16 protein-coding genes and 1 pseudogene are annotated in these 16,989 nt (G+C 64.4%); 9 read left to right on the plus strand and 8 right to left on the minus strand.

Translation table 11 applies throughout. The annotated features are described in order from the left end of the window. The first annotated feature begins 7 nt into the window (after positions 1–7). On the plus strand, positions 8–973 hold the full coding sequence (locus Q0687_RS23740; RefSeq protein ID WP_298882129.1) for a VOC family protein: 966 nt from the start codon (positions 8–10) through the stop codon (positions 971–973). Between the two features lie 42 nt (positions 974–1,015). Here Q0687_RS23740 and Q0687_RS23745 read toward each other — a convergent pair whose 3' ends face one another. Together Q0687_RS23745 and Q0687_RS23750 are read right to left on the minus strand one after the other, a co-directional pair. Further along, entirely contained in the window at positions 1,016–1,291 is a 276-nt protein-coding gene (locus tag Q0687_RS23745; protein WP_298882132.1) for a hypothetical protein, read from the minus strand. Positions 1,292–1,477: 186 nt separating this feature from the next. Beyond that, positions 1,478–2,308, minus strand: coding sequence for a transporter (locus Q0687_RS23750; protein ID WP_298882135.1), 831 nt, complete (start codon positions 2,306–2,308; stop codon positions 1,478–1,480). A gap of 113 nt (positions 2,309–2,421) precedes the next feature. Between Q0687_RS23750 and Q0687_RS23755 the strand changes: the two genes are divergently transcribed. Together Q0687_RS23755 and Q0687_RS23760 are read left to right on the plus strand one after the other, a co-directional pair. Continuing rightward, positions 2,422–3,297: a dihydrodipicolinate synthase family protein gene (locus Q0687_RS23755; RefSeq protein WP_298882138.1), complete on the plus strand. Its 876-nt coding sequence runs from the start codon at positions 2,422–2,424 to the stop codon at positions 3,295–3,297. A 231-nt stretch (positions 3,298–3,528) separates the two neighbouring features. Then, positions 3,529–5,853 (plus strand): xanthine dehydrogenase family protein molybdopterin-binding subunit, encoded by a 2,325-nt coding sequence (locus Q0687_RS23760; protein WP_298882141.1) that lies wholly within the window; start codon positions 3,529–3,531, stop codon positions 5,851–5,853. Between the two features lie 189 nt (positions 5,854–6,042). Here the strand turns inward: Q0687_RS23760 and Q0687_RS23765 are convergent, their stop codons facing one another. Genes Q0687_RS23765 through Q0687_RS23775 form a run of 3 tightly spaced genes read right to left on the minus strand, consistent with a single transcriptional unit; the run spans position 6,043 to position 9,257 of the window. Further along, on the minus strand, positions 6,043–7,239 hold the full coding sequence (locus Q0687_RS23765) for an acyl-CoA dehydrogenase family protein (RefSeq protein ID WP_298882144.1): 1,197 nt from the start codon (positions 7,237–7,239) through the stop codon (positions 6,043–6,045). Positions 7,240–7,251: 12 nt separating this feature from the next. Next, on the minus strand, positions 7,252–8,400 hold the full coding sequence (locus Q0687_RS23770; RefSeq protein WP_298882147.1) for an acyl-CoA dehydrogenase: 1,149 nt from the start codon (positions 8,398–8,400) through the stop codon (positions 7,252–7,254). A gap of 5 nt (positions 8,401–8,405) precedes the next feature. Then, positions 8,406–9,257: an enoyl-CoA hydratase gene (locus Q0687_RS23775; protein ID WP_298882150.1), complete on the minus strand. Its 852-nt coding sequence runs from the start codon at positions 9,255–9,257 to the stop codon at positions 8,406–8,408. A 171-nt stretch (positions 9,258–9,428) separates the two neighbouring features. Between Q0687_RS23775 and Q0687_RS23780 the strand changes: the two genes are divergently transcribed. From Q0687_RS23780 to Q0687_RS23790, 3 genes are all read left to right on the plus strand, one after another. Continuing rightward, on the plus strand, positions 9,429–10,037 hold the full coding sequence (locus Q0687_RS23780) for a LemA family protein (protein WP_298882153.1): 609 nt from the start codon (positions 9,429–9,431) through the stop codon (positions 10,035–10,037). Between the two features lie 138 nt (positions 10,038–10,175). After that, positions 10,176–11,057 carry a YgcG family protein gene (locus Q0687_RS23785; protein ID WP_298882156.1) on the plus strand — a complete coding sequence of 294 codons (882 nt, stop codon included), beginning with the start codon at positions 10,176–10,178 and terminating at the stop codon, positions 11,055–11,057. A gap of 2 nt (positions 11,058–11,059) precedes the next feature. Continuing rightward, positions 11,060–11,557 carry a TPM domain-containing protein gene (locus tag Q0687_RS23790; protein ID WP_298882159.1) on the plus strand — a complete coding sequence of 166 codons (498 nt, stop codon included), beginning with the start codon at positions 11,060–11,062 and terminating at the stop codon, positions 11,555–11,557. Positions 11,558–11,752: 195 nt separating this feature from the next. On the opposite strand, the gene Q0687_RS23795 is transcribed toward Q0687_RS23790, so the two are convergent. Both Q0687_RS23795 and Q0687_RS23800 read right to left on the minus strand, forming a co-directional pair. Beyond that, complete coding sequence (locus Q0687_RS23795; RefSeq protein WP_298882162.1) at positions 11,753–12,565, minus strand: MBL fold metallo-hydrolase; 813 nt, start codon at positions 12,563–12,565, stop codon at positions 11,753–11,755. After that, positions 12,562–12,933, minus strand: a complete 372-nt coding sequence (locus Q0687_RS23800) for a cyclic nucleotide-binding domain-containing protein (RefSeq protein WP_298882165.1) — start codon at positions 12,931–12,933, stop codon at positions 12,562–12,564. The genes Q0687_RS23795 and Q0687_RS23800 overlap by 4 nt, the downstream gene beginning before the upstream one ends. 280 nt (positions 12,934–13,213) lie before the next feature. On the opposite strand from Q0687_RS23800, the gene Q0687_RS23805 reads away from it, so the two are divergent. The 3 genes and pseudogenes from Q0687_RS23805 to Q0687_RS23815 all read left to right on the plus strand — a co-directional run bounded on the left by Q0687_RS23805 (position 13,214) and on the right by Q0687_RS23815 (position 16,077). Next, entirely contained in the window at positions 13,214–14,206 is a 993-nt protein-coding gene (locus tag Q0687_RS23805) for a hypothetical protein (protein WP_298882168.1), read from the plus strand. Between the two features lie 93 nt (positions 14,207–14,299). After that, positions 14,300–15,863, plus strand: a pseudogene (locus Q0687_RS23810) (hypothetical protein). A gap of 49 nt (positions 15,864–15,912) precedes the next feature. Then, entirely contained in the window at positions 15,913–16,077 is a 165-nt protein-coding gene (locus Q0687_RS23815; protein WP_298882170.1) for a hypothetical protein, read from the plus strand. A gap of 156 nt (positions 16,078–16,233) precedes the next feature. Here Q0687_RS23815 and Q0687_RS23820 read toward each other — a convergent pair whose 3' ends face one another. Further along, entirely contained in the window at positions 16,234–16,881 is a 648-nt protein-coding gene (locus Q0687_RS23820) for a glutathione S-transferase family protein (RefSeq protein ID WP_298882172.1), read from the minus strand. Between the last annotated feature and the right edge of the window lie 108 nt (positions 16,882–16,989).

Here is a 16,989-nt window from a genome sequence, read left to right on the forward strand (position 1 = left end):
CCGACCAATGACCATCGACCTCACCCGCCGCACTCTGCTTCAACTCGCCGGCGCCGGCTCGCTGGCGATGGCTGCGGTCGGCGCGGCGCGTGCCGAGGGCAATCCGCAAGGCGGTGGGCCGACCTATGCCAGCCGCACGCCGATGCGGATCGGCATAGTGACGTTGCGGGTGAAAAATCTCGACAAGGTGGCCGATTACTACCGCGACGTGATCGGGCTCACCGTGATGGAGCGTTCGAGCACCGCCGCCAGGCTCGGCACGGCAGGTGTCGCGCTGTTGGTGCTGGAAGCTCGTCCCGACGCCGCGATCGAGCCGCGCAACGCCGCCGGGCTCTACCACACGGCCTTCCTGATGCCGACGCGCAAGGACCTCGCGCGCTGGCTGGTCCACGCCGCCTCGCATCGCGTGCCGTTGACGGGCTTTGCCGATCATCTCGTCAGCGAGTCCGTCTATCTCGACGACCCCGAAGGAAACGGCATCGAGGTCTATGCCGACCGCGATCCCTCGCAATGGCAGTGGAGCGAGGGCAGCGTGAAGATGACGACCGACGAGCTGAACGTCGCCGATTTGCTGTCGCTGACCAACACGCGTGTCAGCGACTATGCCAGGGCGCCAGACGGAATGCGCATCGGCCATATGCATTTGCGCGTCGGCGATCTCGCGCAGGCGGAGAGCTTTTACCACGGCGCTGTTGGCCTCGACCCGACCCGCAGTCGCAACGGCGCCGCGTTCCTGTCATCGGGGCGTTATCACCACCATCTCGGCATGAACGTCTGGCAGAGCCAGGGCGCCGGCCAGCGCGACGACGCGATGACGGGGCTCGCCTGGTTTTCGCTGGTGACGGGGAAACAGGACATCCTCGCAGCGCAGGAAGAGCGCTTGCGCAAGGGTGGCGCGCGCGTCGCGCAGCTGCCTGACGGCGTCGAGGCCGTCGATCCCTGGGGCACGCGGGTACGGCTGCTAAAGGTGTGAGCCGCTCGCGCGAACGGCTCACAGCTCATATATGTGGTGCGATCAGCCGCGTGCCACGGGGTTGATCGAGACATCGGCGCCGGCGTGCTTCTGCGCGGCCTGGAAACCGGCGGTGATGCCTTGCTCGACTGATTTCCGGACGTTGTCGTCGACGATCTGTTTCGTCACATTAGACACTGCCGCCAGGATCATCGCATCCTGGAATAGGGCGGGGTAGTTGTGCGGATTGGGGCCGGGCCTGCCCCAATTGACCGGGATCTGATAGATCGGCAGGAAGAAGCAATGCCGTGCGCCACCGAAGTTGATGCAAATTTCCATGGCTTGTCTCCTCGCTAAGAGATCGCTGCGTTCGTGTTGCAGCGTCAGCGACGCTAGACCTGCGAGGCAGAGTCCAGTGTGAAGTCGTTCACATCGCAAGGATGTACAAGGAGGCGTCAAGTATTATTGATTGTCAGCGTAGAGACGTCAGCCTGCCTGACGTTCGAGGCGATCGGTCTGAGACGATCAATGCCGGACCCGCGGTTGCGCCGCCGTGCCGAGGACATCGTCCCACCGGTAGGAATAGCCGATGCCGATGATGTAGTCCGGCGAGTTGCGGTTCAGGCCGAAAGCCAGGTGGAAATCGATCTGCTCGGTCCGGTTCAGGAGATAGCCGCCGCCGACATTGAGCAGCGCCGTGCTCGCGCCGCGCGACGGCGTATCGCTGACATATTCGGCGAACAGCGCCAGCTTCTCGCTGACCTTCCGCTCGATCACGAAGGTCGCCTCGCTCGTCTGGCGATTGGCGAGGTCCGATGGCCGGAAGAAGCTGGTGACCATGCCGCTAATGCCCCAGCCGCCGCCAAGCTCGTAGGACCAGGGGACTTGCAGATAGTGCTGAAGGCCCGCGCCTGTGATCGCGGGAGTGCCGGTCGGCAGGCCGACGCCAGCGACCACCGAGAGGTTCGCCGGCTCAGGCAGTCCGCTGACCTGCCATTTCACGGCGGGGACGATATTGGTGAAGCCGGTGTCGAGCGAGCCGGTCAGTCGCCCGACATAGCTCGGAATATCGACCAGCACCTCGAGGCAGGGCGCGACCCCAAAACGGAGACGGCTGTTGCTGGCGTCAAATCCCTTGGCCGCGCTCTGGCCTGACGTGTTGAGGCCGTTCTCGATCTGGATGCTGCGGTCAGGCACGACCAGGCTTGAATTGGTCACGTCGGGGCGGTCGGTCGCGATCTCGGATTGCGGCGAGGGGCATTCACCGGCTTCGGCCATTTGCGGGCACAGCGCGAGGACGAGGCCGACGCAGCACAACGAGGCCCGCCAACGCTGCAGGACAAATCCCGGAACCACAAATATGCTCTTCGAACGCCGATCGCTTGCTGGCACCAAGACCCCATGCTAGTCCGCGATGGACTGCGCACCACTCCAGAATGGACTTAGCTTCTCCCGGATTTATTCCCGACATGACCGATTTTCGCGGCGTCTTCCCCTATCTGGTCTCGCCCGTCAGCGCTGACGGCACGGTGAGGACGGATGTGCTCGCAAGGCTCTGCGACGATTTGATCGGGGCCGGGGTGCACGGGCTGACGCCGCTTGGGTCGACCGGCGAGTTTGCCTATCTCAATGCCGCGCAGCGCATGGCGGTCGTGCAGACCACGATCGAGGCTGCGAAGGGCCGTGTGCCTGTGGTGGCAGGCGTCGCCTCCACCTCGACAGCCGATGCTGTGGCGCAGGCGCGGGCCTATCAAAAGCTTGGTGCCGACGGCATCCTGGCGATCCTCGAGGCGTATTTTCCGCTCAATGACGCCCAGGTCGAATCCTATTTCCGCAGCATTGCCGATGCCGTGGACATTCCCGTCGTCATCTACACCAATCCGCAATTCCAGCGCTCCGACCTCACGCTCGACGTCATCGCGCGTCTCGCCGAGCATCTGCGCATCGGTTACATCAAGGACGCTTCGACCAACACCGGCCGGCTGCTCTCGATCATGAATCGCTGCGGTGATTCCCTGCGCGTGTTCTCGGCCTCCGCCCATATCCCTGCCGCGGTGATGCTGATCGGCGGGCTCGGCTGGATGGCGGGCCCGGCCTGCATCATCCCGCGCCAGAGCGTCGCCCTCTACGACCTCTGCCAGGCGGGCCGCTGGGACGAGGCCATGGCGCTGCAGCGCCGGCTGTGGCGCATCAACGAGGCCTTCGCCCGCTTCAACCTCGCCGCCTGCATCAAGGCCGGCCTTGCCATCCAGGGCTACGATGTCGGTGATCCGGTCCCGCCGCAGGCCGCGCTGACCGCGGATGCGCGCAAGGTGGTGGAAGCGGCGTTGAGGGAGCTTGAATAGCGAGCGGTCATCCGCGACACGATCAGTCCCGTAGGGTGGGCAAAGCGTAGCGTGCCCACCATTTTGAGTGCGTGGGCACGGCGCAAGAGCGCCTTTGCCCACCCTACGGAATCGCGGATTGCAGGACGGCATGACGAAATCGTAGGTATCCCGCCCGAAACCGCGGCTGGTCTGACCTCAATTGGTCCGCTAAAAGGCGGCCGCACTTTGAGGCTTAGAGGATCCAGCGGAATGAACATTCTTCCCGGCAATTTGCGTTTCGGAGCGGGCCAGCCCGTCAAGCGTTTGGAAGACCAGCGGCTGCTCACCGGGAAGGGACAGTTCATCGACGACAAGCCGGAAGATGGCGCGCTGTGGCTGCATGTGCTGCGCTCGCCGCATGCGCATGCGAAGATCGTCTCGATCGATACCAGCGCTGCAGCATCGATGCCGGCCGTCGCCGCGATCTACACCGGCGCCGATCTGATCAAGGACGACGTCGGCACCATTCCGACGCTGAACATCTTCAAGCGCCCTGACGGCAAGCCGATGACGGTCCCGCCGCGGCGGCTGCTCGCTCATGAAATCGTGCGTTACACCGGCGAAGCCGTGGCGGCTGTGGTGGCTTCGTCGCGTGCGGAAGCCCAGAGCGCAGCCGAAGCAATCGTAGTCGAGTACGACGTGCAGCCCGCCGTGGTCGATCCCCTCGAAGCCGTCAAACCCGGCGCGCCCGTGGTGTGGCCTGAGGCGCCCGACAACATCGTCGGCGCGATGAGCTATGGCGACGCCACGAAGGTGGACGAGGCTTTCGCCAGGGCTGCGCACACGGTCGAGCTCGATCTCGTCAGTCAGCGCCTGGTGCCCTCCGCGATGGAGCCGCGCTCGACCATTGCCGAGATCGACAAGAAGACCGGCCGTCTGTTGCTGCATGTGCAGTCTCAGACCCCGGCCTCGACCCGGGACGTGCTCGCCGAAGCGGTACTGAAGCGTCCGAAGGACAGCGTGCGCGTGCTGGTCGGCGACATCGGCGGCGGCTTTGGCCAGAAGACCAATCTCTATCCGGAAGACGGCATCGTCGCCTATGTCGCGACCAAGCTGAACAAGAAGATCCGCTGGCGCGGCGACCGCACCGATGAATTCGTCGGCGGCACCCATGGCCGCGACCTCACCTCGACCGCGTCCTTCGCGCTGGACGAGAAGGGCAAGGTGCTGGCCTATCGCGTCACCTCGATCGGTTGCACCGGCGCCTATTCCTCGGGCGCTGCCAACATCATCCCGCTGGTGCTCGGGCCGTTCGTGCAGACCGGCGTCTATGACCTGCCGCTGGTGCATTTCGAGGTCAAGTCGGTGATGACCCACACCGCGCCGGTCGGCGCCTATCGCGGCGCAGGTCGCCCGGAGGCTGTCTTCATCGTCGAGCGCCTGTTCGACGCCGCCGCGCGAAAAATCGGCATGGACCCGCGTGCGATCCGCAAGGCGAATTACATCAAGCCGGCGCAACTGCCCTACACCAACGCTGCGGGGCAGGTTTACGATTCCGGCGCCTTCGCGCACATGCTCGATCGCGCCGTGAAGCTTGCGGACTGGGACGGTTTTGCCGCGCGCAAGAAGGCCGCGAAAAAGAAGGGCCTGCTCTACGGCCGTGGCCTCACATCCTACATCGAGTGGACCGGCGGCCGCGCCCATACTGAAAAGGTCACGCTGCAGGCGACCTCGCAGGGCCGTGTCGTGCTGCATTCCGGCACCATGGCGATGGGGCAGGGGCTGCAGACCACCTACACCCAGATGATCTCCGACACGCTCGGGATTGCCATGGACAAGATCGACGTCGTGCAGGGCGATACCGATCTCGCCATGGGTTTTGGCAGCGTCGGCTCGCGCTCGCTGTTCGTCGGCGGCACGGCCGTGGCGGTGTCCTCCAACGATCTGATTCAGAAGGCGCGCGAGAAGGCGGCCAACGTGCTGGAGACCTCGGTCGAGGATATCGAATATCAGGGCGGCATGCTGACCGTGGTCGGCACCGACCGCCGCATCAGCCTGTTTGATATCGCCGAGAAGGAGGCTGGCGCGAAGCTCACCGTCGATTCCGAAGGTGAGGTCGATGGTCCCAGCTGGCCGAATGGCACGCATATCTGTGAGGTCGAGATCGACCCGGAGACCGGCGTGTCCAAGGTCGTGCGCTACACCACGGTCGACGACGTCGGCGTTGCCGTGAACCCGATGCTGGTCACCGGCCAGATTCATGGCGGCGTCGCGCAAGGAATTGGCCAGGCGCTGTACGAAGGCGTCGCCTACGATGCCGACGGTCAGCTCCTCACTGCGAGCTACCAGGACTATTGCATCCCGCGCGCCGACGACGTGCCGCCGATCGTGGTGACGCTGGATGATTCCGCGCCCTGCCGCACCAATCCGCTCGGCGCCAAGGGCTGCGGCGAATCCGGCGCCATCGGCGGTCCGCCCTGCGTCACCAACGGCGTGATGGACGCGCTCGCCGAGCTCGGCATCACCCAGCTGAATACGCCGCTGACGCCGCAGAAGATCTGGAAGGCGATCAAGGACGCGAAGGTGGCGGGATAGGCCCGCATCGTCGCAACAAACACAAGTGTCGTCCCGGCGAAGGCCGGGACCCATAACCACCGAGTCTAGTTTGGCTAAGATCGGTTATGACTATCCCGCGTCACATTCCCGCTGCGGAGTATGGGTCCCGGCCTTCGCCGGGACGACGGCGGAGGGTGGGGCGCACGCATCGCTAAGCCGCCGCCGGCCCTAAATCCCCAACATCATCTTCGCGATGATGTCGCGCTGGATTTCCGACGTGCCGCCGAAGATCGTATAGGCGCGACCGTTGAGATATTCCGGCACGACCGTCAGCATGTCCTCGGGCAGCGCGGGCTCGTGGTTGAGCTTGTAGAGCGGGCGCATCGTCTCGACCGCGAGCGCATCGTGGCCGATCACGTCGACGCCTAGCCGCGTCACGGCCTGCCGGATCTCGCTGTTGCGCAGCTTCAGGATCGAGGACACTGCGCCGGGGTTCTGCCCGGTCTGGAGCGCCGAGAGCACGCGCAGCTCGGTCATTTCAAGCGCGTCGATGTCGACCTCGACCTCGGAGATGCGGGTCGCGATATCGGGGCTGTCGATCGCGCGTCCCGTGAGATCGGACTCCGCAAGCTCGGTGATGGCGCGCAGTCCTTCGCGCAGCTTCGCTGACGCGATGCCGGAGCCGCGCTCGAACTCGAGCAAATATTTGCCGTAGGTCCAGCCCTTGCCTTCGTCGCCGACGCGGTTGGCGACGGGCACGCGCACGTCGTCGAAGAACACCTGGTTGACCTCGTGATCGCCGCCGATGGTCAGAATGGGACGCGTCGTGATCCCAGGCGTCGTCATATCGATCAGGATGAAGCTGATGCCATCCTGCTGCCGCGGCCCGTCGCTGGTGCGCACCAGCGCGAACATGCGGTTGGCGTGGTGCGCATGCGTGGTCCAGATCTTGGTGCCGTTGATGACGTAGTCGTCGCCATCGCGCACCGCGCGCGTCTTCAGCGAGGACAGGTCGGAGCCCGAGCCCGGCTCGGAATAGCCCTGGCACCAATAGTCCTCGCCGGACAGAATTCGCGGCAGATAGAAATTCTTCTGCTCAGGGCTGCCGAAGCCGATGATGACCGGCCCGACCATCTTCACGCCCATCACGTTGACATTGGGCACGCCGGCGCGCGCGCATTCGCTCTCGAAGATCCAGCGCTGCGCCGGTGTCCAGTCGGGTCCGCCATGTTCGACCGGCCAGCCCGGCGCGCCCCAGCCGCGGCTGTGCAGCGCACGCTGCCAGGCCATGCCGATGTCAGGGTCGGAGAATACCGACGGTGTCAGCGCGGTGGCGCGCTTCATCTCCTCGGTGAGATTCTTCGCGATGAAGCCGCGCACCTCGCTCTGGAAGGCGCGCTCTTCGGCATTGAACTGGAGATCCATGAGGCGCTCCTCTCAGGCTGAAACGGTGCTGCGGCCAAGCCGGGCGTGGCGCGCATAGTGGTGCGCGGTGCCGCCGAACAGCGTGTCGAAGGCAACGAGCCGCTTGAAATAGGCGCCGACCTCGAGCTCATCGGTGACGCCCATGCCGCCGTGAAGCTGGATCGACTGCTCGCCGACGAAGCGTGCGCATTTGCCGATCTTCGCTTTGGCCGCCGAAGCCGCGCGGGCCCGCTCGACCGGGGCGCTATCGGCCTTCAGCGCGGCGCGCAGTGCCATCGAGCGCGCCTCGTCGACCTGGATCGCCATGTCGGCGAGGCGATGGCGGATCACCTGGTTGGCGGAGAGCGGCCGGCCGAACTGCTTTCGGATCTTGGTGTACTCCAGCGTGGTGTCGAGCAGCGTCTGCATGATGCCGACGGCCTCCGCGCCGAGCGCAGCCATGGCGCGATCGACGGCCCATTCGATCGCCGGCAGCGCGTCCCTGCCATCGCCGAGCAGCGCGTCCTCCGGCAAATGCAGGTCGGGCAGCTCGATGTTGCAGGCGCGCCCGCCGCCGAGGCGCGGATAGTCGGAGATCGCAAGGCCAGCGGCGGTCGCCGGCACCAGGAACAGACCGATCCGCCCCGAGGGTCCATGATGATCGTGCAGATGCGCGGAGACGATGATCTCGTCGGCCGCATGGCCGTCGAGCACCGCGATCTTGCTGCCCGACAGACGCCAGCCCTGCGCCGTCTTGGTGGCCGATGTCGAGACCTTGGCGAGATCGAACCGCGCCGCGCGCTCGGAATGCGCGAAGGCGAGCTTCATTGAGCCGTCCGCGATCTTGGGCAGGCTCGCCTGCTTCTGCGCCGTGCTGCCGCATCGCTCGATCAGCGCGGCACCAAGCACGACCGTCGCGACATAGGGCTCACACACCAGCCCGCGGCCAAACGCTTCCATCAGGATGCCGATCTCGATCGGGCCGCCGCCGAGGCCGCCAAACTCTTCCGGGATCGGCAGCGCCAGCCAGCCAAGCTCTGCGAACTGCTTCCACACCGCAGGGCTGAAGCCGAGCGGATCGCCGGCCATCTTGCGGCGGTGATCGGCATCGTAGCTCTCGGCCACGAAGCGCTCCGCGCTCTCGCGCAGCAGCCGTTGCTCGTCACTGAGATTGAGATCCATGGCGCTTACTCCGCGGCCGCCGGCTTGTGCACGGAGGGATGCAGGCCCGACGGATCGACCACCATGCCGAACTCCTGAAGATTGTGGGCGTGACAGAGCTGATGCAGGGCGAAGGCCTGGTCGATCGCAGCGGGCTGGCCCATCACGTCGACGGAGCGGTTCACCGCCTCCTTGGTCAGCTTCAGCGCAAAGGACGGCTTTGACGCGATCCGGCGTGCCAGCTCCAGCACGCGTGCCGATAATTCCGCGCGCGGCACGACCTGATTGACCATGCCGAGCTGATGCGCCTCCTGCGCACCCCAGGAGTCGGCGGTGAACAGGAATTCCTTGGCCTTGCGCGGACCGAGCTCCCAGGGATGCACGAACCATTCAACGCCGCAGACGCCCATCGTCACGACCGGGTCACAAAACTGCGCATCGTCGCTGGCAACGATGAGGTCGCAGGCCCAGGCCAGCATCAGGCCGCCGGCGATGCATTTGCCATGCACTTCCGCAATCGTCGGCTTGGCGAGATTGCGCCAGCGCCGCGTGATCTGGAGATATATTTCCTGCTCGCGCGCGAAGCGGCCGTGCGCGTTCGCTTCCGCAAAGCCGCCCCAATTTCCTATCGGCGGAAAATCGACACCTGCGGCATTCTTGGTCGCGGGGCGAAGGTCATGACCCGATGAGAAATGCGGCCCGTTGCCGGCGAGGATGATGACCTTGACCGTATCGTCCTGCACCGCTTCGTCGAAGGCGGCGTTGAGATCGTAGGTCATTTGCAAGTTTTGCGCGTTGCGCGCATCGGGGCGGTTCATCGCGATCCGGGCGATCGCCGGCTCCGGCCGCTCCACGAGGATGGTCTCGAACGAGGACATGGCGCGCCTCCCTGCATTTTTCGTCTTGTTTGCTGCGAGTTGACTATGTCGCGTGGTGATAGGCAAGGGGCTTGCGTCAGCCGGCTGCCTGTTGCGCTGTTTGCCGGGACATCTGGCGTTGTATGCGCTCGATCTGGTAGTTTGCGGGCCGATTCCACCGGGAGAAATTTGATGCGCAAGATCCTGACCGTGCTGGCCGCGCTGGCTTCGCTCAGCCTCACCAATTGCGGCTACAACGCGATCCAGAGCCAGGATGAGCAGATCAAGGCCAACTGGTCCGAGGTGGTGAACCAGTATCAGCGTCGTGCCGATCTCGTGCCCAACCTCGTCAACTCGGTGAAGGGTTTCGCGCAGCAGGAGAAGGACGTGCTGCTCGGCGTCACCAATGCCCGCGCCAAGGTCGGCAGCATCCAGGCAACGCCGGAGGTGCTGAACGATCCCGCCGCCTTCCAGAAATTCCAGGCTGCGCAAGGAGAACTCTCCAGCGCGCTGTCGCGGCTCCTCGTGGTCACGGAAAATTATCCGCAGCTCAAGTCGGACGCCTTGTTCAGAGATCTGATGTCGCAGCTCGAGGGCACCGAGAACCGCATCACGGTGGCGCGCAACCGCTACATCAAGTCGGTGCAGGACTACAACGTCACCATCCGCTCGTTCCCGAGCAATCTCACCGCGATGATGTTCGGCTACAAGGAGAAGGCGAACTTCACGGTCGAGAATGAGAAGGAGATCTCGACGGCGCCGAAGGTCGATTTCAATCCGGCGCCGGCGCCGTCGAAGTAAGCGCGCGTCGTTTTGCGAATGCGCTTCACCCCACCCACCGCTGTCATTCCCCGCGCAGGCGGGGAATCCAGTACGCCGCGGCTTCTCGGTGATCCGCTGGCGTCTCTGGAATACTGGATCGCCCGGTCAAGCCGGGCGATGACAGCGAGATTGTGGCGGGCGCTTGTGGCATTCGCGCTGCTCTTCGTCTTTGCCTTCCCCGCCGCCGCCGACGTCCCGGTCCCTCAGCTTACCGGCCGCGTCGTGGACCGTACCGGCACGCTGTCGAGCAGCGACATCGCCGCGCTGTCGCAGAAGCTCAGCGATTTCGAGGCGCGCAAGGGCAGCCAGATCGCGGTGCTGATCGTGCCGACGACGGATCCGGAGACGATCGAGCAGTTCTCGATCCGCGTCGCCGAGGCCTGGAAGATCGGCCGCAAGAAGGTCGACGACGGCGCGATCCTCGTCGTCGCCAAGAACGACCGGCACTTGCGCATCGAGGTGGGCTACGGTCTCGAGGGCGCGCTCACCGACGTCACCTCGCGGCGGATCATCGATGAAGCCATCACGCCGAAATTCAGGGAGGGTGATTTCGCTGGCGGCATCTCGGCAGGTGCCGAGCGAATGATGCGCGTCGTCGACGGTGAACCGTTGCCCGCGCCCTCGCGCAGTGTGAACTTTGCCAATCTGGACGACATCGGACCTCTCCTCCCGGTCGCGCTGTTTGCCTCGCTCATCGTCGGCGGCTTCTTGCGCGCGCTGCTGGGGCGGTTGCTGGGCTCGGTCGCGACCGGGAGCGTGATCGGTCTTCTGGCCATGCTTATCCTCGGATCCGGCGCGTTGGCCTTGCTGGCCGGAATCATCGGCTTTGTCCTGTCCTTCATCGCCGATCTGTTTCCGGCATCGACAGGGACCTCGCGCGGCGGGTCGTGGTCAGGCGGCTCTTCGTCCGGAGGCTGGAGCAGCGGTTCGTCATCCAGCGGCAGCTTCAGCGGGGGCGGCGGCAGCTTTGGTGGCGGCGGCGCCTCGGGGAGCTGGTAGTCATGGGCATTGGGCGTATCACCAGGCATCTGGTCCAGCACCATTGGCGCGCGAAGCAAGTGTTTCCGCAAGACGTGCTCGACCGGATCGAGCAGGCGATCAGGCAAAGCGAAGCGACGCATTCTGGCCAGATCCGCTTCGTCGTCGAAGGCGCGCTCGACGGCCGGCCGCTGTTCCGCAATCAGCACGCCCGCGAGCGCGCGCTCGATGTGTTCTCGCATTTGCGCATCTGGGACACCGCCCACAACAACGGCGTGCTGATCTACCTGCTGCTCGCCGACCGCGACGTCGAGATCATCGCCGACCGCGGCATCGATGCGAAGGTCGGCGCCGCGGGTTGGGAGAAGATCTGCCGCGCGATGGAAGCCGAATTCGGCGCGAGCCAGTTCGAACGCGGCGTGACCAGTGGCATCGCCGCGGTATCGCGGGAGCTGGCAAAGTATTTCCCGCCATCGGGTGCGCATCCGAATGAGCTGCCGGATAAGCCGGTGGTGATGTAGGGTTGTTCCTTCTCCCCTTGTGGGAGAAGGTGGCGCGAAGCGCCGGATGAGGGGTTCTATCCCAGCACAATAATATGTCTTGCGGAGACAGACCCCTCACCCGAAAGAGTTCGTGTCCGCCAGCGGAGCTGCCCTCTCCCACAAGGAGAAAGGGCGCAACGATTCGCATCGCGCTTTGGCGGCCATGCCACCACCCTAATCATCCAGCTTGTTCAAATCCCGCACCGACTGCATGATCGGCTCGAAGTTCGAGCGCGCGTCTAGCGCGTCGAACAATTGCGCGGTGTCCTCGAGCAATCCGTGCGACCGCGCGATGGCAATGCGCACGTCTTCCTGCGGGGTGTCCGACAGCCGTCCGTGCCCCGACAGCAGGATCTTGGTGTTCAGCCCCTTGATGCGCTCCAGCGACTGGATGTAGTCGGCGATGCTGCCGGAGCCGAACACGCCGCCCATCACGCCGCCTGGCATCAAGGTGTCGGCAGCGAACAACAGGCCCTTGTCCTGCTCGAACAGGGTGATGCAGGCCGAGGTATGGCCCGGCGTATACATCACGTTGAGGCGGAAATTACCGAGGTCGATGAGATTGCCTTCCTCGAGCCAGATGTCGATATTGATCGGCACGTTCGGCTCGTTGAACATCTTGCGCAGCATCGAGAAGTCGTCGCGCAGCATGATCTTGTTGGCGGCGAGCCGGTGGGCGGCGACATAGGTCCGGCGCTCGTTGAAGTGCCAGGCCGCGCCGATGTGATCGAGATGCTCGTGGCTCAGCACCACCATGTCGATCTTTTCCGGCGGGCATCCGGCGAAAGTCAGGCACTCCACCATCGCCGGATAATTCGAGGACAGGCCGACATCGATCAGGATGGTGCGCGCCGAGCCGCGCACCAGATAGGCGTTGGCGGCGCGGTTGGAGAAGCGGATCTGGTAGACGTCGTCGGCCGCCTGGATCAGCGAGCAGACGTCGTTCTTCATCAGGATCGGGAATGCGGTCGGCTTGCGTTCGCTCATGATTGCGCCGCCCGGTAGGTGACCGCGTTGGAGGCGCGCAGACGTTTCGATAGCGCGTCCATCACCATCAGCGCGAATGCCGGCTGCTGACTGACGAGATAGACGAAGCGCGCGTGGTTGATCCGCATGACGCGCGTGTTCGGCGCCGATGCGATCGCGGTTGCCGAGCGCGCCGAGCCGTCGATCACGGCCATCTCGCCGAAGAATTCGCCCTTGCCGAGCTTGATGATGCTGGTCTTGCTGGCGCCGTTCATTTTGGCGATCTCGACCTCGCCGTCGAGCACGACGAACAACTCGCGGCCGGCCGAGCCTTCCTCGAAGATGACGTCATCGACATCAAACGCGTTGATGCACTTTTCGATCGTCATGGTACCCCCAAACGCCTTCTGGCCGACGGGACGACCCATGTTAGCCGGGGAACAATGACTGGCAAACAACGCCTTCGGCTAAGGGGCGGGCCTGCCGCAGAGCAGCATCCGCTGACAATTTGTTGCACGGCGCCACGCCGGTTCCACTTTCCCGACCCAATTCGGCCTCGGACGAGTTCCTAAAATTTCGGTAAGCGGGTCCCGAGGTAAGGAATTCGCAAGCAATGAAAGTTACCAAAAGGTCAACCCAGACTGGAGTATTTGAGCCGTGAGCGAACCAATGTCCGACCTGGCCGGCCAAGAGACTGATGACCGGACGAACGACCGGACTGGCGCCGTTGACGCCGCCGCCGGCTTCGAGGCCCCCTCGATAGCCCCCGACCATGAGACGCTGCCCAAGCCTGATGCGGTTAAGGCGGATGCCCCGAAGGTCGAGCCGCCAAGCATCGTGGTTCCAAAGTTCGAAGCTAAAGCCGAACCGAAGCCCGAGCCCAAAGCAGAGGCAAAGCCCGGCAAGCTCATCGTGATGGCGCCCTCGGCGCGGTCCTGGGACCGCGAAGAATACGCCCCGCATATCAAGGCCGACGAGGTCCGTGACACCGGCAGCAAGCGCCGCCTGTCGGCGATGGCCGCGGTCGTGGCGATCGCGGCTTGCGTCGGCGCCATCAGCGGCGCGCTTGCGACCGCCGGCATGATGCATTTCGCGGCGAGCCCGGCGCCGGCCCAGGTCGCCGATACCAGCGCGCTGGACACCTCCGTCGCCCGGATCGATGCCGACATCGTTGCGCTCAAGGCCAATGTCGAGCACACCTCGAAGACCGGCCTCAACCAGTTCAACCGCGCCAACGATCGTCTCGACAAGCTCGAGAAGGCGCAGGCCGAACCGTTGGCCAGGCTGGCAAAACTGTCTGAGACCGTCGACAAGCTCCGCGCCACGCCGCCGGCCGCTGCTCCCGCGCAGGCCGCCGCAGCAGTGCCCGCGAAGGAGACCACCGGCACGATTGCGCCGGCCCCGACCCAGGTCACGGCGGCCGCTGCTGCGCCGGCCCCGGCGCCGGCCGCGCCCAAAACCGAAGTCGGCCGCCTGCCGACGATCGATGGCTGGAGGCTCCGTGACGTCGCCAATGGCGGTGCGCTGATCGAGGGTCGTGGAGGTCTTTACGAAGTTTATGCCGGCGATCCCATCCCCGGCCTCGGCCGCGTCGATGCGATCCGGCGCCAGGACGGCCGCTGGGTGGTCGTCACGCCCAGGGGCCTGATCGTCGCGCGCTGAGCGTCAAACACACGACTTCAGAACAGGCGCTTCACCACCGTGTGAAGCGCCTTTTTACTTGAATAGACTGTCAGGCGCGGTGTTAGTGGAGGCATGAGCCGCGCGCTGCGAATTCTCCTGGCTGCCATGCTGTTGTTGGGCAGCGTCATGTCGCTCTGGGCAGCGGAGAATGCACCGCTCGCGCGCGGCACCGCGATCACCGATCCTGATCTGCTGCGTAAGCTCGACCGGAGCGATGCGCTGTCAATCTCGCGCCTGTTGCAGCCCGAGCGGAACGACAATGTTCCGCTGACGAGCGACCTGCTGTTCGCATCCTTGCCGCAGCTCAGGGAAATTCCGCCGGCGATCGATGCGGAGTTCGATCGCTACATCGCGCAGCACAAGCAGGCCTCGCCGAGCGAGACCATCGGCGTCGGCGAAGGTTTCGACGTCCAGCTATTCGATCGCGGCAACCTGAAATCCGACAATACACGCTTCGTGCTTGCCGGCATCGTCAACCGTATGGATCGCGCCTATGTGTCGGAAGAAGCTTGCGGTGAGATCCGGCTGATCTACCGCCTGGCGCGGTTCGAGACCAAGCCGGACGGCAGCAGCATCGCGACGCGCTCACGCAGCGTGCCTGCCGATGACGTTCAATCTGATCATCAAGGCGCGCGATCCGCATCAGACCGATGGGAGCGGCAAGCCCGTCAGTTGCGCCGAGGTGGCGCGGCGCTGGCTCGACGTCAGCGACTGGCAGGAGCTGATCGGCAGCCGCACTGCGCCCTACGATGCGATGATCGACCGCATCGAGACCAACATCCAGATCTCGATCGCACCGAAATCGGCGCTGCACGATTTCCGCTCCGACTATCTGCTCAAGGTTTTCAAATACGACCCCGCGACCAGGACGTTCGCGGAATCGACGCTGGAGAACCAGATCGACCGCGACCGCATCCTGGCCGATGACGCGCTCCGGCGCGACTTCAAGGCCTGGCTGCTCACGCCCGCCAATCTGCGCGAGTTCGATCGCGGCACCGTGCTGATCCCGGAGAAGTTTTCGGCAAAGGCCGCCGTGGCACCGACACCTGCGGGCCTGGATGCATCAACGTTGCAACCCGAATTCGGGATGATGCAAGGGGAGGGCAAGGGCGAGGGCAAAAGTGACCCTGTCTTCACCGACGACGATGTCATCGGCGCGCTGAAGCAGGCAGCCGCTCGCGGCATCACCATGGAGAATATCCGCTCGGTCGCGGGCTTCCAGCGCCGCCTCAACGATGTCACCTGCTCGGGCTGTCACCAGACCCGCGGCATCGGCGGTTTTCACTTTCCGGGCGTGGACTGGCTGACGGAGGGGGCATCGAATGCCACCATCGTGCCGGCCTCGCCGCATTTCTTTGGCGACCAGCTCCGCCGCCGCGACATCCTCGCCGCCTTTGCCGCCGGCAAACATCCTGATTTTTCACGCGGATTTGCCAGCCGGCCACAGACGCGCGGCAGTGCCGAGCTTGCCGGCACCGAATATCAGGACGGCTGGGGCGCGCATTGTTCCCTGCAAAATGCGGGATCGGGAACGGCCGACAAGAGTTTTACGTCATGGACCTGTGCTAAAGGTCTCACCTGTCAGGCTGCGGCAGCCTCGAGCCGCATTGGCATGTGCTTCATCAAGACGCGTTAGCGCATGACCTGGAGGTCATGCGTCAGCCAACAAGCGATTTGGATGATTCATGACGGATACCAGCGAAGCCAACAAGGAGCGCAATCGCGAGATCGCGCGCAATGAAGAAGCCAAGCAGGTGACCGGCAGGGTCCGCGTCAGCACTTGGGCGATCGCGGTCGTCGTCATCATCGGCGGCATTCTGTTCACGCTCGGCTGGCTCGCGCTGAGGTGATCTTCCTTACCTCGCCCCGCTTGCGGGGAGAGGTCGGATCGCTCTTGCGATCCGGGTGAGGGGGTACAGGTGCGGCGACGATCTCACGTGTGGAGAGATGCCCCTCACCCCAACCCTCTCCCCGTAAGAACGGGGGAGGGAGAAGAACGCGTACCCTCACTTCGCGTAATTCGTCATCCGTTGCCCGGGAAGTAGCTCATACGCCGGCTTCCAGCCTGGGAGCGCGGCCATGCGGCCGAGCCAGGCATGGATGGCGGGATGGCTCGCCGCGAAATCGAAGCCGTGCTCGTCTTTGGGATAATGCAGATAGGCCATCATCGAGATGTCGGCGACGGTCGGCCTGGCGCCGATCGCAAATGCATTGTGCTGAAGATGGCCGTCGAGAATGCCGAGGAAGTCGTCGAGCCGCCGGCGAAAATGCTTCAGCACCTGCGGATCGTTCTTTTCGGTGAAGGCCCGCATGAAGCGATAGGTCGCCATATAGCCGGTGAGCTTGTGATTGTCCCAGAACAGCCAGCGCAGCAGCTCGAATTTTTCGGCTTCGGTCTCGGCGCCAAAACGGCCGTACTGTTCGGCAAGCCTGAGCAGGAGAGGGGCCGTCTGCGTCATCTTCACGCCGCCGACCTCGAGCACGGGAATCTCGCCCATCTCGTTCACGCTCCGGCGCCATTCCGCCGTGCGCGTGACGCCGCCGCCGAAATCGGTCCAGACAGGCTCGAACGTCTCGCCGCAAAGCGTCAGCATCAGCGCCAGCTTGTAGCTGTTGCCGGATTCGGGGAAGTAATGCAGGCGATAGCGGGGCATGGGACCTCGGGCGGCGGATGCAGGACGTTGTTAGGGAAACTACATCGTTCCGCTTCGTCATTGCGAGCGTAGCAAAGCAATCCAGCAATGCATCCGCGGTGGGATTCT

This window comes from uncultured Bradyrhizobium sp. (assembly GCF_936928535.1).
Classification (GTDB): domain Bacteria; phylum Pseudomonadota; class Alphaproteobacteria; order Rhizobiales; family Xanthobacteraceae; genus Bradyrhizobium.

Coding starts and splice junctions, on each gene's coding strand:
- Q0687_RS23740 (WP_298882129.1), top strand. CDS start 8: ATGACCATCGACCTCACCCGCCGCACTCTGCTTCAACTCGCCGGCGCC.
- Q0687_RS23745 (WP_298882132.1), bottom strand. CDS start 1,291: ATGGAAATTTGCATCAACTTCGGTGGCGCACGGCATTGCTTCTTCCTG.
- Q0687_RS23755 (WP_298882138.1), top strand. CDS start 2,422: ATGACCGATTTTCGCGGCGTCTTCCCCTATCTGGTCTCGCCCGTCAGC.
- Q0687_RS23760 (WP_298882141.1), top strand. CDS start 3,529: ATGAACATTCTTCCCGGCAATTTGCGTTTCGGAGCGGGCCAGCCCGTC.
- Q0687_RS23765 (WP_298882144.1), bottom strand. CDS start 7,239: ATGGATCTCCAGTTCAATGCCGAAGAGCGCGCCTTCCAGAGCGAGGTG.
- Q0687_RS23770 (WP_298882147.1), bottom strand. CDS start 8,400: ATGGATCTCAATCTCAGTGACGAGCAACGGCTGCTGCGCGAGAGCGCG.
- Q0687_RS23775 (WP_298882150.1), bottom strand. CDS start 9,257: ATGTCCTCGTTCGAGACCATCCTCGTGGAGCGGCCGGAGCCGGCGATC.
- Q0687_RS23780 (WP_298882153.1), top strand. CDS start 9,429: ATGCGCAAGATCCTGACCGTGCTGGCCGCGCTGGCTTCGCTCAGCCTC.
- Q0687_RS23785 (WP_298882156.1), top strand. CDS start 10,176: ATGACAGCGAGATTGTGGCGGGCGCTTGTGGCATTCGCGCTGCTCTTC.
- Q0687_RS23790 (WP_298882159.1), top strand. CDS start 11,060: ATGGGCATTGGGCGTATCACCAGGCATCTGGTCCAGCACCATTGGCGC.
- Q0687_RS23795 (WP_298882162.1), bottom strand. CDS start 12,565: ATGAGCGAACGCAAGCCGACCGCATTCCCGATCCTGATGAAGAACGAC.
- Q0687_RS23800 (WP_298882165.1), bottom strand. CDS start 12,933: ATGACGATCGAAAAGTGCATCAACGCGTTTGATGTCGATGACGTCATC.
- Q0687_RS23805 (WP_298882168.1), top strand. CDS start 13,214: ATGTCCGACCTGGCCGGCCAAGAGACTGATGACCGGACGAACGACCGG.
- Q0687_RS23815 (WP_298882170.1), top strand. CDS start 15,913: ATGACGGATACCAGCGAAGCCAACAAGGAGCGCAATCGCGAGATCGCG.
- Q0687_RS23820 (WP_298882172.1), bottom strand. CDS start 16,881: ATGCCCCGCTATCGCCTGCATTACTTCCCCGAATCCGGCAACAGCTAC.